Below are 19,917 nucleotides of genomic sequence, written 5' to 3' on the forward strand. Positions count from 1 at the left end.
GCTCAGTACACGTCGCGGACGTAGCGCTTCGCGCGCCGCAGGTCCGCCAGGTACGCCTGCGCGTCGTCGTCCCCGCGGCCCCGACCGGTCGCGATGACCTCCAGGAGCGCCTGCTCGACGTCCTTCGCCATGCGCGAGGCATCGCCGCACACGTACACGTGCGCCCCGTCCTCGAGCCACCGGAAGAGCTCCGCCGCCTGCTCGCGCATCCGCGTCTGCACGTAGACCTTCTCGGCCTGGTCGCGCGAGAACGCCAGGTCGAGCCGGGTGAGCACGCCCGACGCCTGCATCGCGGTGAGCTCGTCCTCGTACACGAAGTCGGTCTCGCGGTGCTGGTCGCCGAAGAACAGCCAGTTCCGCCCGGTCGCACCGGCCGCTGCCCGCTCGTGCAGGAACCCGCGGAACGGGGCGATGCCGGTGCCGGGGCCGATCATCACCATCGGGGCGTCGCCGTCGGCGGGGACCCCGAACGCGGCGTTCGGCTGGAGGTACACATCGACCTCACCGTCGGCCTGCACCCGGTCGGCCAGGTACGTCGACGCGACGCCGGCGTGGGACCGGTGCGCGTCGCCGTAGCGGACGGACGCGATCGTCAGGTGGACGCGGTCCGGGTGCGCCAGCGGGCTCGACGAGATCGAGTACTGCCGCGCCTGCAGCCCGCGGAGGTTCGGGAGCAGCTCCTCCATCGACGGCGCCGCGGTACCGGCGTCCCGGAGCAGGTCGAGGACGTCGCGGCCCCAGAGCCACCGGTCGAGCTCGTGCTTGTCCCCGTGCGACACGACCGCCGCGAGCTCCGACGCCGGTGCGCGCTGCACGAGGTCGGCCACGAGGTCCTTCGACGGCGTCCGGATCTCGCGCTCGGTGCGCAGGACCTCGGCGAGCGGCCGTCCGTCGAACACGGCGGCCCCGTCGGCCCCGAGGTGCTCGAGCAGCTGGTCGACGAGCGCGGGGTCGTTGTGCGGTACCACCGCGAGGGCGTCGCCGGCGCGGTACTCGATGCCCGAGGTGCCGAGGTCGAACTCGACGTGCCGGATCTCCTTCGCGCTGCGCGGCGAGGAGAGCAGCCGGTTCACGACGAGCGGGGCTCGGTACGGGTTGCGCTTGTTCCACTGCGATCCCGGCCGGGAGGCGCGGCCCGCCTCCGACGCGCCCGCTGCGGCGGACGACGTGGTCGCGGCTGCGGCGGGGCCGTCCGCCCAGGGCTGCGCTCCGGCCTCGGCCGCCAGCCGGTCGAGGACCGCCGCGCTCCAGAGCGCCGCGGGGTCCTCGAAGTCGACGTCGCAGTCGACGCGGTCGTGGATGCGGGTCGCGCCGAGCTGCTCGAACCGCAGGTCGAGGAGCTTCCCGGCCTGGCAGAACTCGTCGTAGCTCGTGTCGCCGAGCCCGAGCACCGCGTACTGCAGCCCCTCGAGCCGGGGGACCGTCGAGGCCTGGACCGCGTCCCAGAACAGGCCGGCGTTGTCGGGCATCTCGCCCTCGCCGTACGTCGAGGTGACGACGAGCACGTGCGACATGCCGGCGAGCTGCTCCGGCGTCACGGCGTCGAGCGGTGTCGCCCGTCCGCCGAGCCCGCGCGCCTTCGCGCCGGTGACGAGCTCGTCGGCGAGGAACTCGGCGTTGCCGGTCTGCGTCCCGAAGAGCACGTCCACCGTCGTGGTCGGGGCACCGCCGGTGGCACGCTTGCCCGCGGCCGCGATGCCGGCGATGAACCCGGCGAGCCACGACTCCTGCGCTGCCGAGAACGGGGCGTCGACCGGGATCAGCTGCCCGGTGGGGGGAAGCGTGCTCATGCCGACACCGCCTCGACGGGGGCCTGCGGGGCGCGGGCGGCGATGTCCTCGAGCGCCGCGGTCGCGAGCAGCTCATCGAAGCGGGCGGCGCGGACACGGCCGGCGTTCTTGGCGTTCTGGTGCATGATCCACCCCGTGGTACCGGGCATGTCCGCGCTGCGGTTGTTCCGCTGTGCGAGGGCACGCTTGGCGTCGTCGAGCCGCTTGACGGCGATGAGGGTCGCGAGCTCGTCGTCGGCGAACCGGTCGAACGTGCCGCGGAGGTACTTGACGACGCGCTGCTTCACCTGGAAGTCCTCGGTCAGGACGAGGTTGCGCACCGCCTCGGTCACCCGGGGGTCGCTCGGCGCGGCACCCGGCACACGTTCCTGCGCGACGTCCTGCGCCACCCCGAGCACCGTGTACGACGACAGCAGCGAGAACGTGTCCTCGCCCTGGTCACCGAGCGCCGGAGCGCGGCCGTCGAGCACCGTCCGCTGGTCGCGGTAGTCCACCTTGAACGCCCGGAGCTTGTCCGTCGCCACCGAGGTCGCGAGCTCGTCGAGGAGCTCGTTCCGCGTCGCGGCGGCGAGGATCTCGTCGGCGTCCTGGCTGAGCAGGAGCGCGCGCGGCATCCCGACGAACACGTGCTCGCGGGTGGTCGCCCATTCCGCGAGCAGCCGTTCGGCGAGGGCGGACCCGGTGGCCTCGAGGTGCCACTCGAGCAGCAGCTTCGCCGCGGCCTCGTGGAACGCACCGCGCTCGGTCTCCGTGACGGGGAAGACGAGGAGCGAGTCGGTGCTCGCGCGCTCGGTCACCGCTCCCGACGGGTCGTACTGGTACAGGAACCCGCCGGACATGCCGTTGCCGAGGCCCTTGCCGTGGCCGCCGAGGTTGAGCACGGCGCCGCCGGTCATGTACTCGCAGCCGAAGTCGCCGAGGCCCTCCACCACCGCCGTCGCGCCGGAGTTCCGGACGGCGAACCGGTCGCCGGCCTCGCCCTCGACGAACGTGCGTCCGCCGGTGGCGCCGAACAGCGCGAAGTTGCCGACGAGGACGTTGCCGCCGCGCTCGGCGCTCCCGCCGCCCGGGGCACGGACGACGATGCGTCCGCCGGACTGGCTCTTGCCGACACCGTCGTTCGCCGTGCCGGTGTGCTCGAGCGTCGTGCCGTCGTTCGTGAAGACGCCGTACGACTGCCCGGCAGCGCCGTGGGTGCGGACCGTCACCGCGCCGTCGACCAGGCGACGACGACCGCGGTCGTCGGTGGTGACCGCCGGGTGGCCCGACAGGTCGACGTCCCGCAGCTCGTGGTTGAGGAGGCGCTCGACGTCGATCCCGAGCTGCCCGCCGACCGACTTGTCGGCGTTGCCCAGGCCGATGCCGTCCACGGTCAGGGCGTGCTCGTGCCCGTCGACGAGCGCGGCCCGCACCTGGTCGATCAGGGCGTCGTCGGTGCGGTAGTCCTTCTCGAGGTACTCGGGGTCGGTGACGACCTTCTCGGGCACCTGCGCGAGCAGGTTCCGCACGTCCAGCCGGCCGACGGACGCCGGGTGGTCGAGGAGCTGCAGCAGGTCGGTGCGACCCCGGGCCTCGCGGAGGGACTGCAGGCCGAGGCGCGCGAGGATCTGCCGGACGTCGTGCGCGATGTTGAGCAGGTACTGCGCGAGCGCTCGGGGGTCGCCCTCGAAGGCCTCGGCGTTCGTGGTCAGGCCCGCCGGGCACTTCACGTTGCAGTTCTTCGCCATCACGCAGCCGAGCATCATGAGCGCGGTCGTGCCGAACTCGAACGAGTCCCCGCCGAGCAGCGCACTCGTGACGACGTCCGAGCCGGTCTGGTGCGCGCCCGAGCAGCGGAGCGTGACCTTCTGGCGCAGGCCGTTCGCGACGAGGGCCTGGTGCACCTCGGCCACGCCGATCTCCGCCGACCGCCCGGCGTACTTCAGGCTGGTGACGGCTGCGGCGCCCGTGCCGCCGGTGTTCCCGGCGACGTTGATGACGTCCGCGCCGGCCTTCGCGACGCCGACCGCGATCGTGCCGATGCCCTCGGAGGACACGAGCTTCACGACCACGCGGACCCGGGCGGCCTTGCAGTCGTGGATGAGCTGCGCGAGGTCCTCGATCGAGTACGTGTCGTGGTGCGGCGGCGGCGAGATGAGCTCGACGCCGGGCGTCCCACCCCGGGCCGCGGCGATGTCCACCGTGACCTTGGGCGCGGGGAGCTGTCCGCCCTCGCCGGGCTTGGCGCCCTGGCCGATCTTGATCTCGAGCTCCTCGAGCATCGGGTCGGCCAGGTAGCCCGCCCAGATGCCGAACCGACCCGAGGCGAACTGCTTGATGCGCGAGCCGCGGATCGTGCCGTAGCGGGAGTGGTGCTCGCCGCCCTCGCCCGAGTTCGACATGCCGCCGACCATGTTCGTGCCGTGGGCGACGGCCTCGTGCGCGGTCGCGACGAGGGCGCCGTGGCTCATCGCACCGGACGCCAGGGTCCGGGTGATCTCGTGCGCGGGTTGGACCTCGGCCACGTCGACGCTCGCCGGTGCCTGCTGCAGCAGGCCGAGCAGGTCGGCGGCCGCACCGGTGGCGCGCAGCGTCACCCGGTCGTCGGCGACGACGTCGACGTCGACCGTGCCGGGGTGCAGCAGGGCGAGCCCGTCCGCGAGGGCCCGGTGGCGCAGTGCGCCCGTGGGCCCCGTCGAGGTGAGCCGCAGGGTGAAGCGGGTCGTGCCTCCCGGCAGGGCGTCCTCCGAGGAAGACCGCGAGCCGGACAGCCCGCGCACCGTGATGCTCGCGTTCCCGGTGGTCGAGAAGCGGCCGAGCTCGCGCGCGAAGTCCGACGCCTCGTCGATGCCGGTGACGTCCGCGGGCAGGGCGAGCACGTCGCGCAGGGCCGCCGGGCGGCGGGAACGCTCGTCGTGCGTGGTCTGCAGGAACGTGACGTAGCCCGGCGTGATGCGGTGCGCGTCGATCTCGGCGTCGCTCAGCCGGTCGTAGCCGGTGTTCCGGTACGCCGTGTCCGAGATGCCGAACGAGTCGTCGAGCTGCCGGAGCGTGAGCAGCCGCAGCGCGTCGGAGTCACCGGAGCGCTCGAAGGCCGGGCGCTCCTCGGTCATGCCGCCGAAGCCGCGGACGCTCGCGACGCCGAACGAGTGTCCGGCGCCGTCCGACCGCTCCTTGAACAGGCCGAGCAGGGGGACCTGGCCCTCGGTGGCGACCGAGCGCGCGCGCTCGTGCCACTCGGTGGACGCCTGGGCGATGCGGGCGAAGCCGACACCGCCGACCGGAGCGGCCATGTGCGGGAAGACCCGGGCGAACAGGTCGTCGCCGGTGTCGAGGTAGTTCGGCTCGAAGAACTCGCCGCCGATGTAGCTCTCGGCGGTGCACAGGCCGACGCGGCCCATCGTCTTCGCCAGCGCCTTCTCGGCCGCCTTGCGGAAGCGCTCGAGGGCGGCATCCGTCTCGGTGAGCTCGCCGGCGGGTGCGGGGGCGGCGGGGTACTTCTCCTCCGCGCGGAGCCGGGCGGACAGGCTGTACACGGCCGAGGCCCCGAAGCCCAGGGCGGTGGCCACGTGGTGCGAGGACGGCAGCTGGCCGGACTCGGCGACCACGGACACGCGCAGGCGCAGACCGGTCTCGATGAGCCGCTGGTTGACGGCGGCGACGGCGAGGATCACGGGGAGGGGTGCGTGCGTCGACGACACCGAGCGGTCGGTCAGGACCGCGATCCCGCCCTGGCGCTCGGCGAAGGCCACGACGGCACCGGCGAGCCGTTCGGTCGCGGTACGGACGGCGTCCGCGTTCGCCTGCTCGTCGTCGACGACCGGCACGTAGAGCATGTCGAACCGTTCGAGCGGCACGATCGTCTGGTCGCGCAGGCGGACCATGTCGAGGTGCCCGAGGACGGGGGAGTCCACGACGATCTGCCGGCTCGACGTGCCGGACGCGCTGCCCGTACCGTCCGGCTTGCTGCCGAGGGCGACCCGCATCGACATGCCGTCGGCCTCGCGGATCGAGTCGAGCGGCGGGTTCGTCACCTGGGCGAAGCGCTGCGAGAAGTACTTCGCCATGCCGCCCTCGGTGTCGCTCAGCGCGTTGATGGCGTTGCCGTAGCCCATCGCCGAGATGCGCTCCGAGCCGGTGGCGAGCATCGGGTCGAGCATGAACCGGAAGCTCTCCTGGTTCAGCGAGTACGCCACGTAGCGGCCCGCGAGCGACAGGTCGCCGTCGTAGCCGAGCGTGCTGGTGCCGCGGTCGTAGGCCGGCGCCGGCAGGTCGTCGAGGTGCACGCGGGCGGCGTCGAGCAGCGTCCCGTAGTCGCGACGGGCGGCGAGCATCCGCAGGACCTCGTCCGTGCGCATCACCGACCCGGTGCGGTGGTCGACGACGAGCATGCCGCCGGCCTCGATGCGACCGCGGTGCACGACCTCGTCGGCCGGGAACGTCACCTGGCCGGACTCGGACGCCACCATGAGGTACTCGTCCGTCTGCACGGTCCGCAGGGGACGGAGCCCCAGTCGGTCGAGCCGTGCGCCGACGACGTCGCCGTCGCTGAAGATCACCGCGGCCGGGCCGTCGTTCTTCTCCTCGTACAGCGAGAAGTACTCGAGCATGTCCCGGACGTCGGCCGTCAGGGTGCGGTCGTTCTCCCACGCCGGCGGCATGAGCGTGACGACGGCCTCGACGATCTCGAGCCCGTCGTCGAACACGCGGCTCTGCAGGGTCTGGTCGAGCCGGCTCGAGTCCGACTGTCCGGGAGGCCGGACGATGCTGCGGGTGCGGGCGGCGGCGAGTGCCTCGTCCGACAGCCGGTTCTTCCGGTCGGTGTTGAGCTCACCGTTGTGCGCCATCAACCGGAACGGCTGCGCCATGGTCGGGTGCGGCTCGGTGTTCGTCGAGAACCGCGTGTGGAAGTAGAGCGTGCGCACCGAGTGCCGCGGGTCCGTGAGGTCGCGGAAGTACGAGATCACCTCGCCCGAGTTCAGCCGGCCCTTGAGGATCTGCGTGCGGGCACTGAGCGACAGCGGGTAGAGCGCGGCGTGCGGGGCACGGGCCTCGGCCGCCTGCGTGTAGGACACGCGCTCGACGGCGAGCAGGGCGCGGTTCGCCGCGGCGTCGACGTCGGTGCGGGACCACCCCTCGGGCGCGCGGAACACCCACTGCACGATCGGCAGCTGGTACTGCTCGGCCTCGGGACGGGCGACCGAGTGGTCGACGGGGACGTCGCGGACGAGCAGCAGCGCGAAGCCCTCGTGCTCGATCGCGTCGGTCACGGTCTGCACGGCGGCGGCACGCTCGTCGGGGTCGGCCGGCACGAAGCAGTTCGCGACGCCGAAGTGCCCGGCGACGAGCTCCTCGCCGGTGATCGCGCTGAAGAACTCCACCGACAGGTCGATGCTCACGCCGGCGCCGTCACCGACGCCCTCGGCGGACTTGCCGCCCCGGTGCGGGATCGAGCAGAGCGCTTCGTCACCGCGGACGATGACGTCGTGGGTCGGCACCCCGTCGAGGCGGGTGATGAAGCCGACGCCGCAGTCGCTCGACTCGCGGGCAGGGTCGTACAGACCGAAGGGGGAGGGGTTCACGTGCGGGTCCAGTGGGGCTCAGCCGGCAGCGGACGGCCAGGGCTGCATCGGTGGAGCGCTCGCCGCGGGCGGACCGGTGGTGGCGGTCGTGGCCCTGTGTGGGGGTGGTGCGGTGAGCCGATGCTACGGCTTGGTATACCGCGGGTGCAACAGACCGGCCGGACGGGAGGCGCGGGGCGGTCCGGCCACGCGCCTCCCGTCCGGTGCGCGGCCGGTTCCGGTGCGGGTGCCGGTGCGGGTGCCGGTGCCGGTGCTGTTCTCGGTGCCGGTGCCGTTCTGCTCCCGCGGTTCTGTCTGCTTGCGCACAACCGGAAGCACCTCGCGCCACGGGATCCCGTGGCGCGACGTGCTTCCGGTTGTGCCGCGAGCGCCGTGCCGCGCCGTGCCGCGCCGTGCCGCGCCGCGCCGCGCCGCGGCGCGCCTGCTGCGGCGGGTCAGGCCGCCGGCTCGTCGACCCGCCGGGCCGCCGACGCGGCGGTCGCCGTCGTCGCGATCGGGCCGGCAACGTCGGCCGTGGGAGCGGTGGGGCCGCCGGGGCGCACGAGCACGGGACGCCGACGCGTGCGGAACACCCACGCCTTGAAGAGGACGAAGCGCACCAGGGTCGCGACGAGGTTCGCGCCGGTGAGCACCAGGACCTCGGCGCCGTGCGACGCCCCGGGCACGGTCGTGTGCAGCAGGACGAGCGACCCGGCGGTGATCGCCCAGGCGACGCCGAACACGACGAGTCCCTGCACGTGGTGGACGCCGGCCCCCGCCCGCCCTCGGACTCCGAAGGTGAAGCGGCGGTTCAGTGCGGTGTTGCCGATCGCCGTGATGAGCAGCGCGAGGAAGTCCGCCGTCTGCGCTCCGATCGCGGGACGGAACAGTGCGTAGAGCAGCGCGAAGGCGACCGTGGACAGCACGCCGATGGTCCCGAAGCGCATGAGCTGACCGATGATCCCCACGTGCGGTGTCGTGAAGGGCTGCCGGCCGATGGCGTCGTACACCGGGTCGATCGGGATGCGCCCGGTCGCGAGCCCCCGGGAGACCCGCCACATGCCCTTGAGGTCCTCGGCTGCGGTCGACGCGATGTGCACCGAGGAGTCCACGTCGTCGACCCAGTCGACCGGGACCTCGTGGACGCGCAGCCCCGCGTGCTCGGCGAGCACCAGGAGCTCGGTGTCGAAGAACCACGCGTCGTCCTCGCAGAGGGGCAGCAGGTGGTCGGCGGCCTGGCGGGTGATCGCCTTGAACCCGCACTGGGCGTCGGAGAACGACACGCCCATCGTGCTGCGGAGGAGCAGGTTGTACGAGCGGGAGATGAACTCGCGCTTGCCGCCGCGCACGACCCGGGAGGACCCCGCGAGCCGCGTGCCGATCGCCACGTCGGAGTGGCCGGAGAGCAGCGGTGCGACGAGCGGTTCGAGCGCCGCGAGGTCGGTCGACAGGTCCTCGTCCACGTAGACGAGCACGGCGGCCGGGGACGCTGCCCAGACCGCCTTGAGGGCGCGGCCGCGACCCTTGAGCGGCAGGTGGACGGCGTGCACCTCGGGCAGCATCGCGGCGAGGTCGTCGGCGATGCGCCCGGTGTCGTCGGTCGAGGCGTTGTCGGCGATCGTGATGCGCCAGGTGTGCGGCAACGACGTCCGGCAGAAGTGGTGCAGACGTCGGACGTGGGCGGCGAGCGTGCCCTGCTCGTCGTGGCAGGGCACGACGATGTCGATGTCGAGCGCGGTGCTGCTGTCGAGCGGGGTGCTGCGGTCGTGGGGGGTGGCTGCTTCCGTCATGCCGCCCAGGCTCGGCAGCGCGTCGATGCGGACCGCAGCAGCACCCTGTGGTGCCCCTAAGAAGCGGTCGGAGGGCTCAGCCGGTGACGCCGAGCACGATCTGCACGATCGCGACGACGGCGAGCGCCGCGATCGGCACGCCCGCGATCCAGAGCCCCGCGCGCGTCTGCGTCCGCCGGATCGTCGGCATCGCGTGCGAGGTCTGCGCGAAGCGGGTCGCGGCGACGAGCTCGGGGGCGGCGGCCGGCGGCTCGGGTTCGGGCTGGGGTCGGTCGTCCTCGAACGCCGGGACCTCGACGACCAGGTCCTCGGGTCGGGCACGCTCCGGCAGGCGGGTGAACCGCTGGTCCGTCCCGCGCGGGTCACCGTCCCGCAGGTCGCCGCTGCGCAGGTCGCCGTCCCGCAGGTCGCCGCTGCGCAGGTCGCCGTCCCGCAGGTCGCCGTGTCGCTGGTCCATCGCGTTCCCCTTCCGCCGGTGCCCGCAGCGTACCCGTGGCAGACGAGGAAGCGGGAGCGGGTAGGCGTGACGATCCTGGTTCGCGGTCCGCGGGGATCGTGCACCGGGATCGTCATGCGTCGGATCGGTCGCCGACCTCCGGCAGGTCGACCGTGAACGCGGTCCGTCCCGGCTCCGACACGACCCGGACGCTCCCACCGTGTGCGGTCACGACCGCGCGGACGATCGCCAGTCCGAGGCCGCTCGTCCCGTGCTCCCGCGAGCGGGACGACGAGCCCCGGGTGAAGCGGTCGAACAGCACCGGCAGGACCTCGGCGTCGATCGGGGGTCCGTCGTTCGCCACGACCAGCCGTGCGAGCCCACCCGTCGCGGCCTCGTCGCCCCCGGTGCGCGGGACCCGTTGCAGCGACACCACGACGGTCGTCCCCGCCGGGGTGTGCGTCCGCGCGTTCGCGAGCAGGTTCGTGACGGCGCGCCGCAGCTGCCCCGGGTCGCCGGACACCGTCAGCGGGCGGTCGTCGGCGAGCTGCAGCATCCACCGGTGGTCGGGTGCGGTGGCTCGTGCGTCCATCACGGCCTCGACCACCGTGGCGGTGAGGTCGACCTCCTCGTGCACCGTCCCGGGCCGGGCGGTGAGGGCCGCGGCGTCGGGCGCCGCGCCGTCGTGTGTCGCGGCGTCGAGCCGGGCGAGCAGCAGGAGCTCCTCGACCAGGTCGCCCATCCGCACCGCCTCGCGGCCGATCCGTTCGGCGTTCCGCTGCAGCGCTGCGACGTCCTGCGAACCGGCCGACAGCTCGGCGTAGGCGCGGACGGTCGCGATCGGCGTGCGCAGCTCGTGCGAGGCGTCGGCGACGAAGGTGCGCATGCCCCGCTCGGCGTCCCGTCGGACGGTCAGTGCGCGGCCGACGTGGCCGAGCAGCCGGTTGAGCGCGGTGCCGACCTGTCCGACCTCGCGGCTGACCACGAGGTCCGCGGAGGGCACCCGGGCGGCGATGTCGGCGTCTCCGCGTTCGAGGTCCAGCGCGGTGACGCTCGACGCGACGGAGGCGACCCGCTCGAGCGGACGCAGCGATCGTCGGACGGCCAGGGTCAGCGCCCACGCCGCGACGAGGAGTGCGAGCAGCGTGGTGCTCCCGATGACGACGACGAGTCGGACGACCGACGCGCGCAGGTCCCCGAGGGGCAGCGCCGTCACGAAGACCTCGCCGCCGCGGGTGACCGCCTGCGCCCGGTACGCCCCGAGCGACCCCAGCGAGACCGTCGTGGGGGTCGCATCCGGTGCGACGTCCGCGAGCACGGCCTCCTGCGCTCGGCTGAGACCGTGCTGCGCACCGGCACCGTCCGTGTACCCGGCGAGCACGGCTGCACCGTCGCGCAGGACCGCCACGACGGTGTCGGCCGCCTGCCCCGGCGCCCCGATGAACCGGTTGTCCGGGTCCTGCTGACCGTCCGAGGACTCCGGGGGCGGTCCGGACGGCGGCTGCCCGCCCGGGGTCCGTCCCGCCGCCGTCGCCAGCTCCGCGTCGAGCCGCCCGACCAGGTACTCGCGGTACGCGATCACGGTCACCGCGCCGACGACGACGTTCGTCGCGACGAGCAGCAGCGCCACGGCTCCGACGATCCGCCAGCGCAGCGACGGGGTGCGCACCGGCCGGGAGGCACGCCCCGCCCCGTCCGGACGGCTCACGGCGTCGGCCGCAGCACGTAGCCGGCACCCCGGACCGTCTGCAGCATCGGCTCGCGTCCGGCGTCGAGCTTCCGCCGCAGGTACGAGACGTACATGTCGACGAGGTTCGACGACGTGCCGAAGTCCATGCCCCACACGCTCGCCAGGATCTGCTCGCGGGACAGCACCCGGTTCGCGTTCCGGGCGAGGTGGCGGAGGAGCTCGTACTCGGTCGGCGTGAGCTCGATCGGCTCGCCGTCGCGCAGCACCGAGCGGTCCTCCTCGTCGAGCCGGAGGTCGCCGACCACGACCGCGGACGACCCCGGTGCCGCGACCACCTGCGGTGCGGTCCGGGCCAGGATGCGGGCACGGACGAGCAGCTCGTCGATGCCGAAGGGCTTCGTCAGGTAGTCGTCGCCGCCGCCGGTGAGTCCGGCGAGCCGGTCCTCGGGGGCGTCCCGGGCGGTGAGGAACAGCACCCGCACGGGGTCCCGGGCGTCCCGGAGCCGCTCGAGCACCTCGAAGCCGTCGATGTCCGGCAGCATCACGTCGAGCACGACCACGTCGGGCAGGAACTCCCGCGCCGCGAAGAGCACGTCCCGTCCGCGGTGCACCGCCCGTACGGCCCAGCCGTCGCCCTCGAACGCGAGGGTGACGGCATCGGCGAGCGCGTGCTCGTCGTCGACGACGAGGACCCGGACGGGGCTGCCGTCGGTGCGTCGGAGTGGTCGGTCCGCCATGCACCGGAGCCTAGCCACCGCCGTGTCCTCGTCGTCGGTCACGTCGATGCCGTCACTTCGATGCGCTCAGGTCGTAGACGGTCTGGCCGCCGACCGTGGTCGCCTCGTAGTGCGCGGCGACCCACTCCTGGATCGCGCTCGCGGTCGACGAGCCGCCACCCATCCCGCCGCCGGAGCCCGAGGACACGTAGTAGCCGACGTCACCGGCCGCGACCCAGGCCTGGAACTCGGCCAGGGTCGGCGCGGGGTCGCTCGACCAGCCGCCGATGGCCATCACGGCGGTGTCGGTGTCGAGCTCGAGCTGCGCGGCCGACTGCGAGCCGTTCACCGCGGCCGACCACTTCGCGTCCGAGGCGGCGAGCAGCTTCGTCAGTGCCGACGACGTCGTCACACCGCCACCACCCATCCCGCCGCCGCCGGTCGGGGCACCGTCCTCCGAGGTCGCGGAGCCGGAGCCGGAGCCGGAACTGCCCGGCATCGTCGGGACGCCGTCGCCCGTCCCCGCAGGAGCCGAGCCGGTCGGCGCTTGCCCGCCGCTGTCCGGGCCCTGCCGGGAGCCGTCCGTCCCGTCCTGCTGCGTGCCCTGCCCGCCCGGGCCGCCACCGTCCTGGGAGCCGTCCGTCTGCGTGCCGTCAGTCGACCCGCCGGGGCCTCCCGCGCCTCCCGGCTGTCCACCGCCACCGCCGCCGGGGAATCCTGCTGCGCCGCCCGTCCCACCGGAGCCGCTGCCCGCCGGGCCGACGCTCGGGATGGACCCGGAGTGCGCGACGGTCGTCGTGGCGAGCGCGTACGCGGTCGTGCCGGTCAGCCCGAACAGGGTGCCGGCGAGGACGCCGACGGTGACGGCCTTCCGGAGGGTGGGCACGCTGCCGACGACGATCGCCGCGGCGGACAGGAGCCCACCGGCGAGCACCACCCATCGGAGCCAGGGCAGCCAGGTCGGGTCCTCGTTCAGCAGGCACCAGCTCCAGAACGCCGTCCCGCCGACCATCGCGGCGAGGCCGAGGCGACCGGTGACACGCTCGCGGGCGTGCCAGAGGAGCGCACCACCGGTGCCGACCAGGCCGGCGATCGCCGGGGCGAGCGCGACCGTGTAGTACGGGTGGATCGTGCCGGACATGAACGAGAAGACCAGACCGGTGACGATCAGCCAGCCGCCCCACAGCACCAGACCGGCGCGTGCCGGATCGGCGAGGTGCCGACGACCGACGACCACCAGGCCGAGGACGAGCGCGACGAGCGCGGCGGGCAGGAGCCAGGAGATCTCGAGGCCCATCTCGGACGAGAACAGGCGGTCCAACCCGGTCGCACCGCCGAACGACGAGCCCGCGGTGCCGCCTCCGCCCATGCCGCCCCCGCCGCCGCCGTTGCCCGAGCCGCCGAAGATGCGACCGAGGCCGTTGTAGCCGAACACCAGGTCGAGGACCGTGTTGTCCGTCGACCCACCGATGTACGGGCGCGACTCCGCGGGCCACAGCGCCACGGCGACCACCCACCACCCCGCGGACACGACGAGCGAGACCGCGGCGATGCCGAGGCCGATCGCGCGCCGGCCCCAGCTCGTGCGTGCGGCGAACAGGTACACGAGGCCGAACGCCGGCAGGACGAGCAGGCCCTGCAGCATCTTCGTCAGGAACGCGAAGCCGAGGGCGACACCGGCGAGGGCGATCCACCGCCAGCTGCCCCTCGGGAGCGCCCGGACGGTGCAGTACGCGCCCGCGGTCATGAGCAGGACGAGGAGCGCGTCCGGGTTGTCGAAGCGGAACATCAGCGCGGCGGCCGGGGTCGCGGCGACGACGAAGCCGGCGAGCAGCGCACCGACGTTCGCGGTCGTCGCACCGAGGCGGGCGAGGGTCCGCCGGACCGTGCCCCACACCAGGGCGACGGAGCCGACGGCCATGAGCGCCTGGGGGAGCAGCAGGCTGGTCGACGAGAAGCCGAACACCCGGGCGGACAGCACCATCACCCACAGCGAGGCCGGGGGCTTGTCGACGGTGATGAAGTTCGACGAGTCGAGGGAGCCGAAGAAGAACGCCTCCCAGGACTTCGTGCCGGCCTGCACGGCGGCAGCGTAGAAGCTGTTCGCGTACCCGGAGATGCTGAGGTCCCACAGGTACACGACGGCGGTCAGGACGAGGAGCGCCCAGAACGCCGGGCGGAGCCAGCGGGCGTCCTCGCGCTCGCCGGCGAACAGGCGGACGAGGGGCTGGCGTCGACGGACCCGGGCGGCGGTGCTCCCACCGGGGTGGGCGCGGCCCGGACGGTCGGTCGCGGGGGTCGGGTAGGTGGTCATGTCGACGACGATCGCCGGTCCGGGTCGGCCGATCCGATGTGTTCCCTCGGTGCTCCCTAAGAGCGCTGCACGGTGCCGGTGCCGGTGCCGGTGCCGGTGCCGGTAGCGGTACCGGTGCCGGAGGCGGCCTCGCGGCGGACCCGTCGGCGGGCCTGGCGGATGCTTGCGCGCTGCAGCCGCATCGACGGCCACCCAGCGGTGCGCGCGTGTGTCGCGAGCTGTTGGTCCGGGTTCACCACGACGGGGTTCCCGACGAGCGAGAGGAGCGGGATGTCGTGCCGCGAGTCCGAGTAGGCCCAGCAGATCGCGGGGTCGGCACCGGTCCTCGCCAGGAGCGCCCGGGCGGCGACGGCCTTCTGTTCGCCGTGCAGGAACGCGCCGTCGAGGCGGCCCGTGTACACGCCGTCCTGCACCTCGAACACGCTGCCCAGGGCACCGGTCAGGCCGAGGCTCCGCGCGATCACGTCGGCGAGGAACGTCGGCGTCGCGGTGACGAGCCAGACCTGGTGGCCCTTCGCGAGGTGCTCCCGCGCGAGCGCGGCGGTCTCCGGCCAGACGCTCGGTTCCGTGTGGCGCTCCCACACGTCGTCGGCCAACCGGGCCATGTCGGTGACGGTGATGCCGGTGATGACCTCGAGCCCGCGGGTCTGCGCCGCGGCGAGGTGCCGGTCGTCCTCCCCGCGCACCTTGAACCGCGCGTGCTTCCACCCGGCGCTGACGATGTCGCGCAGGGTGATCAGTCCGGCGGCCCGGAGGCCACGGACCAGGTGGAAGGCGCTCGCGCCGTGCACGAGCGTGTTGTCCACGTCGAACAACGCGAGGACCGGGCCACCCGTCTGCTCCACCGCCATCGCGCCAGCGTAGGTGACACACCTGCGTCCCCGCCGCTGCGGACGCCCCGCGGCGTCAGGCGTAGCGGCGGGCGGCGCGCAACGCGTGGTCGGTGTACGAGCCGCCGAACAGGTACACGTGCAGCAGCAGCGGCGCGAGCTGGTGGAGCTCGACGCGCTCCTGCCAACCGTCCGCCAAGCGGGACTCGGCGTCGTACCCGGCGAGCACCGACTCGAGCCGGGGGAGTCCGAACAGCGCCAGCAGTGCCAGGTCGGTCTCCGCGTGCCCGCCGTGCGGCGTTGCGTCGATGAGCACCGCACCGGTCGGTTCCGAGGAGTCCGTGGGCCACAGGACGTTCCCCGCCCAGAGGTCGCCGTGGATGCGCGCCGGAGCGTCGCCGACGAGCCGTGGCTGCGGGGAGCCGAGCGTGCCGTCCTCGAGCCGGTCGGCCACGCGGTCGAACACCGCGGCCTCGGCAGCGTCGAAGCCACCGCGGTCGACGATGCGCTGCACGAAGTCCCGGATGCGGTACTCGGCGAAGAACGCGCCCCAGGTGGCCGGCGCGTCGGCGGCGCTCGTGAACGGCGTCCGCGACCGACCCATCCGCAGGCCGCCGCGGGTCGGGAACCCGGGCGAGGGTGCACCCCAGTGGTCGGCACCGGCGGCGTGGGTGCGTGCGAGCGAGCGACCGAAGCGCTCGGCCTGTGCACGCGTCGGGCTGCCGTCGCGGATCTGTTCGAGGTGGAGCACGGTCGGCTCCGGGTGGTCGAGGACGCGGGCGATCCGGGTGCCGCCCGTCTCCTCGGCCTCGGCGAGCCAGGCCAGTCCGGCGGCCTCGGCGGTCGCCTCGTCGGGGTCGCGGAACGTCTTCACGTGGATCTCGGGCACCGGTCCATCCTGCCGACGGTGCCCGGCGGGTGTTCAGGCTCCGCGGCGGGCGGCGTGCACGACCAGGGCGAGCTGCACCCGGTTGTCGACGCCGAACTTCTCGTACACGTGCCCCACGTGGGTCTTCACGGTGGCCAGGCTCACGAAAAGGTCGGCGGCGACCTGTGCGTTCGAGGCTCCGGCGGCCACGGCGAGGGCGACCTCGGTCTCGCGGTCGGTCAGGCTCGCCAGGAGCGCGCGCTCGGCGGCTCCGTCGGCCGCGGCGGTCGCGACGGCGGCCGTCCCACGTCCCGTTCCGGTCGGGGCGCTCGCCGCGACGGCGATGACGCGGTCGAGCACCGACGGCGACAGGATCGACCGCCCGGCGGCGACCGTCCGGACCGCGTGGACGAGGTCGTGCGGCGGGGTGTCCTTGAGCAGGAAGCCCCGGGCGCCCCGCTGCAGCGCTCCGAGCACGAGGTCGTCGTCCTGGAAGGTGGTCAGGACGAGCACGGCCAGCTCCGGCTGCTTCCGGAGCTCCCGTTCGGTGGCGACGAGGCCGTCGCAGCGGGGCATCCGGATGTCCATGAGCACGACGTCGGGTGCTGCGGAGGCGATCACGCCCTCGGCCTCGAGTCCGTCGCCGGCCTCGCCGACGACCTCGATGCCGTCGTCGCCGCTCAGGAGCAGTCGGAGCCCGGCCCGGACGAGGTGGTCGTCGTCGACGAGGACGACCCGGATCGGTGCGCTCACGCCGTCCACGGGAGCACCGCCTCGACCACGTGGGTGCCGTCGTCGTCGCGACCGGCCGTGAAGGTCCCACCGACGAGCCGGGCCCGTTCCGCCAGACCCCGCAGGCCGTGACCGCCGCGAGCGCCGTCGCCGGTGCTCGCGGGTCCCACCGTCGGGTTGCCCACCAGCACGCGCAGCGCCGGGCCGTGGAGCACGTCGACCGTGACGGTGACGGGCTGCCCCGGAGCGTGTCGGCGGGCGTTCGTCAGCGCCTCCTGCACCACCCGGTAGGCGTGCCGCCCGACGGTGTCCGGCGCGGCGGTGACGGCCTCGTCGACGGTCGCCGACACCACGGCGCCCGAGGACCGCGCCTCGTCGAGCAGCGCGGGGAGGTCGCGCAGGGTCGGCTGCGGGGGAGCGGCTCCGGCGAGCGCGGCGGTGTCCCCGGGTTCCCGCAGCACGCCGAGCACGTCGCGGAGCTCGGTGAGTGCGGCGTGCGCCTCGGCCCGGACGACCCCGGCGGCCTCGACCGTCTCGTCGGGTGACAGCGACCGGCCGCGGTACTCGAGCGCCCCGGCGTGCAGGGCGACGAGCGACAGCCGGTGTCCCAGCACGTCGTGCATCTCGCGGGCCAGGTGCGCCCGCTCCTGCTCCCGGGCGCGGTCCTCGCGGAGCTGCTGGTCGCGTTCGAGCAGGGCGGCCCGTTCGCGCAACCCGTCGAGCAGGGCCCGCCGCTGCCCGATCGCGATGCCGATCGCGACGAGCAGGGCGGTGAGCACGACGGCCGCGACGAGCACCTGCCACAGGGGCGTGGCGTCCTCGACCGGGTACAGCCCCTCACCGAACATCGAGGCGGCCACGAACGCCGCACTCCCGATCGCGATCTCGGCCGGGCGCCGCCGGGTGACGAGCGAGACCAGCGCGAGGACGGCCGCGCCGACCGCGAAGGTGGACACGGTGCTGCCGGCGATGACGAGCACGCCGACGAGCAGTGGCGCCCGGTGCCGGAAGGGGACCAGGACGAGCGCGGTGAGCCCGACCGCGAGGTCGACGAGCAACGCCGCACCGAGCCGGGCCTCGCTCCACCGTGTGGTGTCGAGGGTCGACCAGATCGCGCTGAACGCGGTGAGCCCGACGAGTGCCGCGAGCACGAGTCGCCACGACTGCGCCCACACGCGTCGGCCGAGGGGCACGGGACGGAGCACGGTCGAGGTCACGGCTCCGAGCCTAGGAACCCCGGCACCCGCGCCGGATCGGCCGAAGGTCGGAGAAACGGCGGCGGCCGGGGTCACACTGCGTCGACGAGGGCCCGGGCCAGCGGGTGCCACGGCCGCGAGTCCGGTCCGCTGAGCACGAGTGTCCGCACGTACCGCGGTTCCACGGGCAGCATCACCAGGTCGTCCGGCAGCATCACCCGCCCGAGCGTCGGGACGATCGACACCCCCTCGCCCCGCTGGATCATCCCGAACATCGTGCTCATCTCCCGCACGCGGTGTGCCCAGCGGAACGGTTGCCCGGTGAGCTCGTGCATCCGCTGGATCTGGTGCTCGCAGCCTCCGCCGCCGGCGACCAGCCCGTCCTCGTGCAGGTCGTCGAGCGTCAGCGCAGTACTCGACGCGAGCGGGTGGTCGCGCCGGACGACCGCGCCCATCTCGTCCCGTGCGACGACCACGCCCCCGTGGGGTGCCGGCACCGGGTCGACGAGCACGGCGGCGTCCACGGTGCCGCCCTCGAGCCACTCGGCCATCTCGTCGTCGTCACCCTCGTAGACCTGCACGTCGACGTCCGGCAGCGTCACCGCCCACAGCTCGCGGAGCCGTGGCAGCAGGCCCTGGCAGACCGTCGGGACGGCGGCGAGGCGCACGGTGCCGCGGATCGTGGCGGGCCGCACCACGGCCTCCAGGGCGTCGACCGAGGCGAGCACGCTGCGGGCGTGGGCCAGCATGCGGTCGCCGAGCGGGGTGGCGACCGCGGCGCCGCCGCGCCGGACCACGGGCCCGCCGACCTCGCGCTCGAGCCCTGCGACGGCGTGCGAGACGGCGGACTGACCGACGCCGAGGGTGGTGGCCGCGCCCGTGAAGGAGCCGGCGTCCACGGTGGCGACGAAGGCGCGGAGCTGCGGGATCGAGAGGGTCATGCGTGTCCTTCATGCCGTCATGCAGGTCAGTCGTTCGACACATGTGCCGGACGTGGCCGATGCTAGCGCTCGTGAACGCCCTCCTCTACGTCCTGGTCGCCCTCACCTGGGGTTCGAGCTTCTTCTTCGCGAAGATCGGGCTCGAGGGGCTCGCCCCGCAGCAGGTCGCCACCGTCCGCACGGTCCTCGGAGCCCTCACGCTCGTCGTGGTGCTGCTCGTCACCCGACGGCGGTGGCCGCGCGAGCGGCGCCTCTGGGGACACCTGTTCGTCGTCGCGGTGTTCCTCAACGCCGTGCCGTCCTCGCTGATGGCGTGGGCCGAGCAGACCGTGCCGTCGGGTCTGGCGAGCATCTACAACGCCACGACGCCGATCATGACGCTCCTCGCGCTCGCGGTGCTGGTGCCGTCCGAACGGCTCAGCCGCCGCCAGCTCGGCGGCGTCGTGCTGGGGATCGTGGGTGTCCTCGTGCTCGTCGGTCCGTGGGACCTGATCGGCGACCCCGCCGTGCTCGCCACCGTCCCCGGCCAGGTCGCACTGCTCGGCATGACCGCGTCCTACGGCATCGGACTGGCGTGGCTCCGGCGCTTCGGCGTCGGCAGCGGGCAGGACCCGACGACGGTCGCGACGGTGCAGCTCACCCTGGCGGCGCTGCTCATGCTGCTGGTCGCGCCGGTCATCGCGACCGGGCCGGTGGACCTGGACTGGAGGATCGTGGCCGCGATGGTGGCGCTCGGTGCGGTGGGCACGGGGCTGGCCTACGCGTGGAACACGCGCCTGGTCGGCGCGTGGGGCGCGGGGCGTGCCTCGACCGTGACCTACCTGACGCCGGTGGTCGGGGTGGCGCTCGGGGTCCTCGTGCTCGGGGAGCCGCTGCGGTGGAACGAGCCCGTGGGTGGGCTGGTGGTGCTGCTCGGGATCGCGTTGGCGTCCGGGGTGCTGCGCGGGCGGCGGCGGAGCGCCCCGCGGGCTGCAGCCGCCGCCTGACGTCGCTCGGGCGGGGCGGGGCGGGGCGGGCTGCGGGGCTCCGGCTCTGGCGCTGCCCGTTCTTTCCCACAGCGGCTGCGATGGAAGG

Annotated in this window: 13 protein-coding genes; 1 reads left to right on the forward strand and 12 read right to left on the reverse strand. The window is 73.8% G+C overall.

The annotated features are described in order from the left end of the window. Positions 1–2: 2 nt before the first annotated feature. The 12 genes from Q9R28_RS15305 to Q9R28_RS15360 all read right to left on the reverse strand — a co-directional run bounded on the left by Q9R28_RS15305 (position 3) and on the right by Q9R28_RS15360 (position 18,843). Positions 3–1,790 carry a sulfite reductase subunit alpha gene (locus Q9R28_RS15305; RefSeq protein ID WP_311206512.1) on the reverse strand — a complete coding sequence of 596 codons (1,788 nt, stop codon included), beginning with the start codon at positions 1,788–1,790 and terminating at the stop codon, positions 3–5. Continuing rightward, entirely contained in the window at positions 1,787–7,351 is a 5,565-nt protein-coding gene (locus Q9R28_RS15310; RefSeq protein ID WP_311206513.1) for a glutamate synthase-related protein, read from the reverse strand. The genes Q9R28_RS15305 and Q9R28_RS15310 overlap by 4 nt, the downstream gene beginning before the upstream one ends. A gap of 434 nt (positions 7,352–7,785) precedes the next feature. Then, on the reverse strand, positions 7,786–9,120 hold the full coding sequence (locus tag Q9R28_RS15315) for a glycosyltransferase (protein WP_311206514.1): 1,335 nt from the start codon (positions 9,118–9,120) through the stop codon (positions 7,786–7,788). Positions 9,121–9,196: 76 nt separating this feature from the next. After that, a complete protein-coding gene (locus tag Q9R28_RS15320) occupies positions 9,197–9,577 on the reverse strand; it encodes a hypothetical protein (protein WP_251160425.1) in 381 nt (126 codons plus the stop codon). Positions 9,578–9,689: 112 nt separating this feature from the next. Next, complete coding sequence (locus Q9R28_RS15325) at positions 9,690–11,225, reverse strand: HAMP domain-containing sensor histidine kinase (protein ID WP_311206515.1); 1,536 nt, start codon at positions 11,223–11,225, stop codon at positions 9,690–9,692. A gap of 35 nt (positions 11,226–11,260) precedes the next feature. Next, positions 11,261–11,983 carry a response regulator transcription factor gene (locus Q9R28_RS15330; protein WP_311206516.1) on the reverse strand — a complete coding sequence of 241 codons (723 nt, stop codon included), beginning with the start codon at positions 11,981–11,983 and terminating at the stop codon, positions 11,261–11,263. A gap of 52 nt (positions 11,984–12,035) precedes the next feature. After that, entirely contained in the window at positions 12,036–14,276 is a 2,241-nt protein-coding gene (locus tag Q9R28_RS15335; RefSeq protein ID WP_311206517.1) for a glycosyltransferase family 39 protein, read from the reverse strand. 56 nt (positions 14,277–14,332) lie between these two features. Continuing rightward, positions 14,333–15,127 carry an HAD family phosphatase gene (locus Q9R28_RS15340; RefSeq protein WP_066655993.1) on the reverse strand — a complete coding sequence of 265 codons (795 nt, stop codon included), beginning with the start codon at positions 15,125–15,127 and terminating at the stop codon, positions 14,333–14,335. Positions 15,128–15,182: 55 nt separating this feature from the next. Continuing rightward, entirely contained in the window at positions 15,183–15,995 is an 813-nt protein-coding gene (locus Q9R28_RS15345; protein ID WP_311206518.1) for a fructosamine kinase family protein, read from the reverse strand. A gap of 33 nt (positions 15,996–16,028) precedes the next feature. Beyond that, a complete protein-coding gene (locus tag Q9R28_RS15350) occupies positions 16,029–16,736 on the reverse strand; it encodes a response regulator transcription factor (protein WP_209685755.1) in 708 nt (235 codons plus the stop codon). After that, the gene (locus Q9R28_RS15355; RefSeq protein ID WP_311206519.1) at positions 16,724–17,923 is read right to left on the reverse strand and encodes a histidine kinase; all 1,200 of its coding nucleotides are present in this window, start codon (positions 17,921–17,923) and stop codon (positions 16,724–16,726) included. The genes Q9R28_RS15350 and Q9R28_RS15355 overlap by 13 nt, the downstream gene beginning before the upstream one ends. Before the next feature lie 71 nt (positions 17,924–17,994). Then, on the reverse strand, positions 17,995–18,843 hold the full coding sequence (locus Q9R28_RS15360) for a LysR family transcriptional regulator (RefSeq protein WP_311206520.1): 849 nt from the start codon (positions 18,841–18,843) through the stop codon (positions 17,995–17,997). Positions 18,844–18,914: 71 nt separating this feature from the next. Between Q9R28_RS15360 and Q9R28_RS15365 the strand changes: the two genes are divergently transcribed. Next, positions 18,915–19,829 (forward strand): DMT family transporter, encoded by a 915-nt coding sequence (locus tag Q9R28_RS15365; RefSeq protein WP_311206521.1) that lies wholly within the window; start codon positions 18,915–18,917, stop codon positions 19,827–19,829. Positions 19,830–19,917 lie beyond the last annotated feature (88 nt).

The sequence above is a fragment of the Curtobacterium sp. BRD11 genome (assembly GCF_031844345.1).
In the GTDB taxonomy this organism is placed as follows: Bacteria; Actinomycetota; Actinomycetes; order Actinomycetales; family Microbacteriaceae; genus Curtobacterium.

Bases quoted from the DNA above. Each gene is read 5' to 3' on its own strand.
- Q9R28_RS15360 (WP_311206520.1), bottom strand. From the start codon at position 18,843: ATGACCCTCTCGATCCCGCAGCTCCGCGCCTTCGTCGCCACCGTGGAC.
- Q9R28_RS15320 (WP_251160425.1), bottom strand. From the start codon at position 9,577: ATGGACCAGCGACACGGCGACCTGCGGGACGGCGACCTGCGCAGCGGC.
- Q9R28_RS15330 (WP_311206516.1), bottom strand. From the start codon at position 11,983: ATGGCGGACCGACCACTCCGACGCACCGACGGCAGCCCCGTCCGGGTC.
- Q9R28_RS15305 (WP_311206512.1), bottom strand. From the start codon at position 1,790: ATGAGCACGCTTCCCCCCACCGGGCAGCTGATCCCGGTCGACGCCCCG.
- Q9R28_RS15335 (WP_311206517.1), bottom strand. From the start codon at position 14,276: ATGACCACCTACCCGACCCCCGCGACCGACCGTCCGGGCCGCGCCCAC.
- Q9R28_RS15315 (WP_311206514.1), bottom strand. From the start codon at position 9,120: ATGACGGAAGCAGCCACCCCCCACGACCGCAGCACCCCGCTCGACAGC.
- Q9R28_RS15340 (WP_066655993.1), bottom strand. From the start codon at position 15,127: ATGGCGGTGGAGCAGACGGGTGGCCCGGTCCTCGCGTTGTTCGACGTG.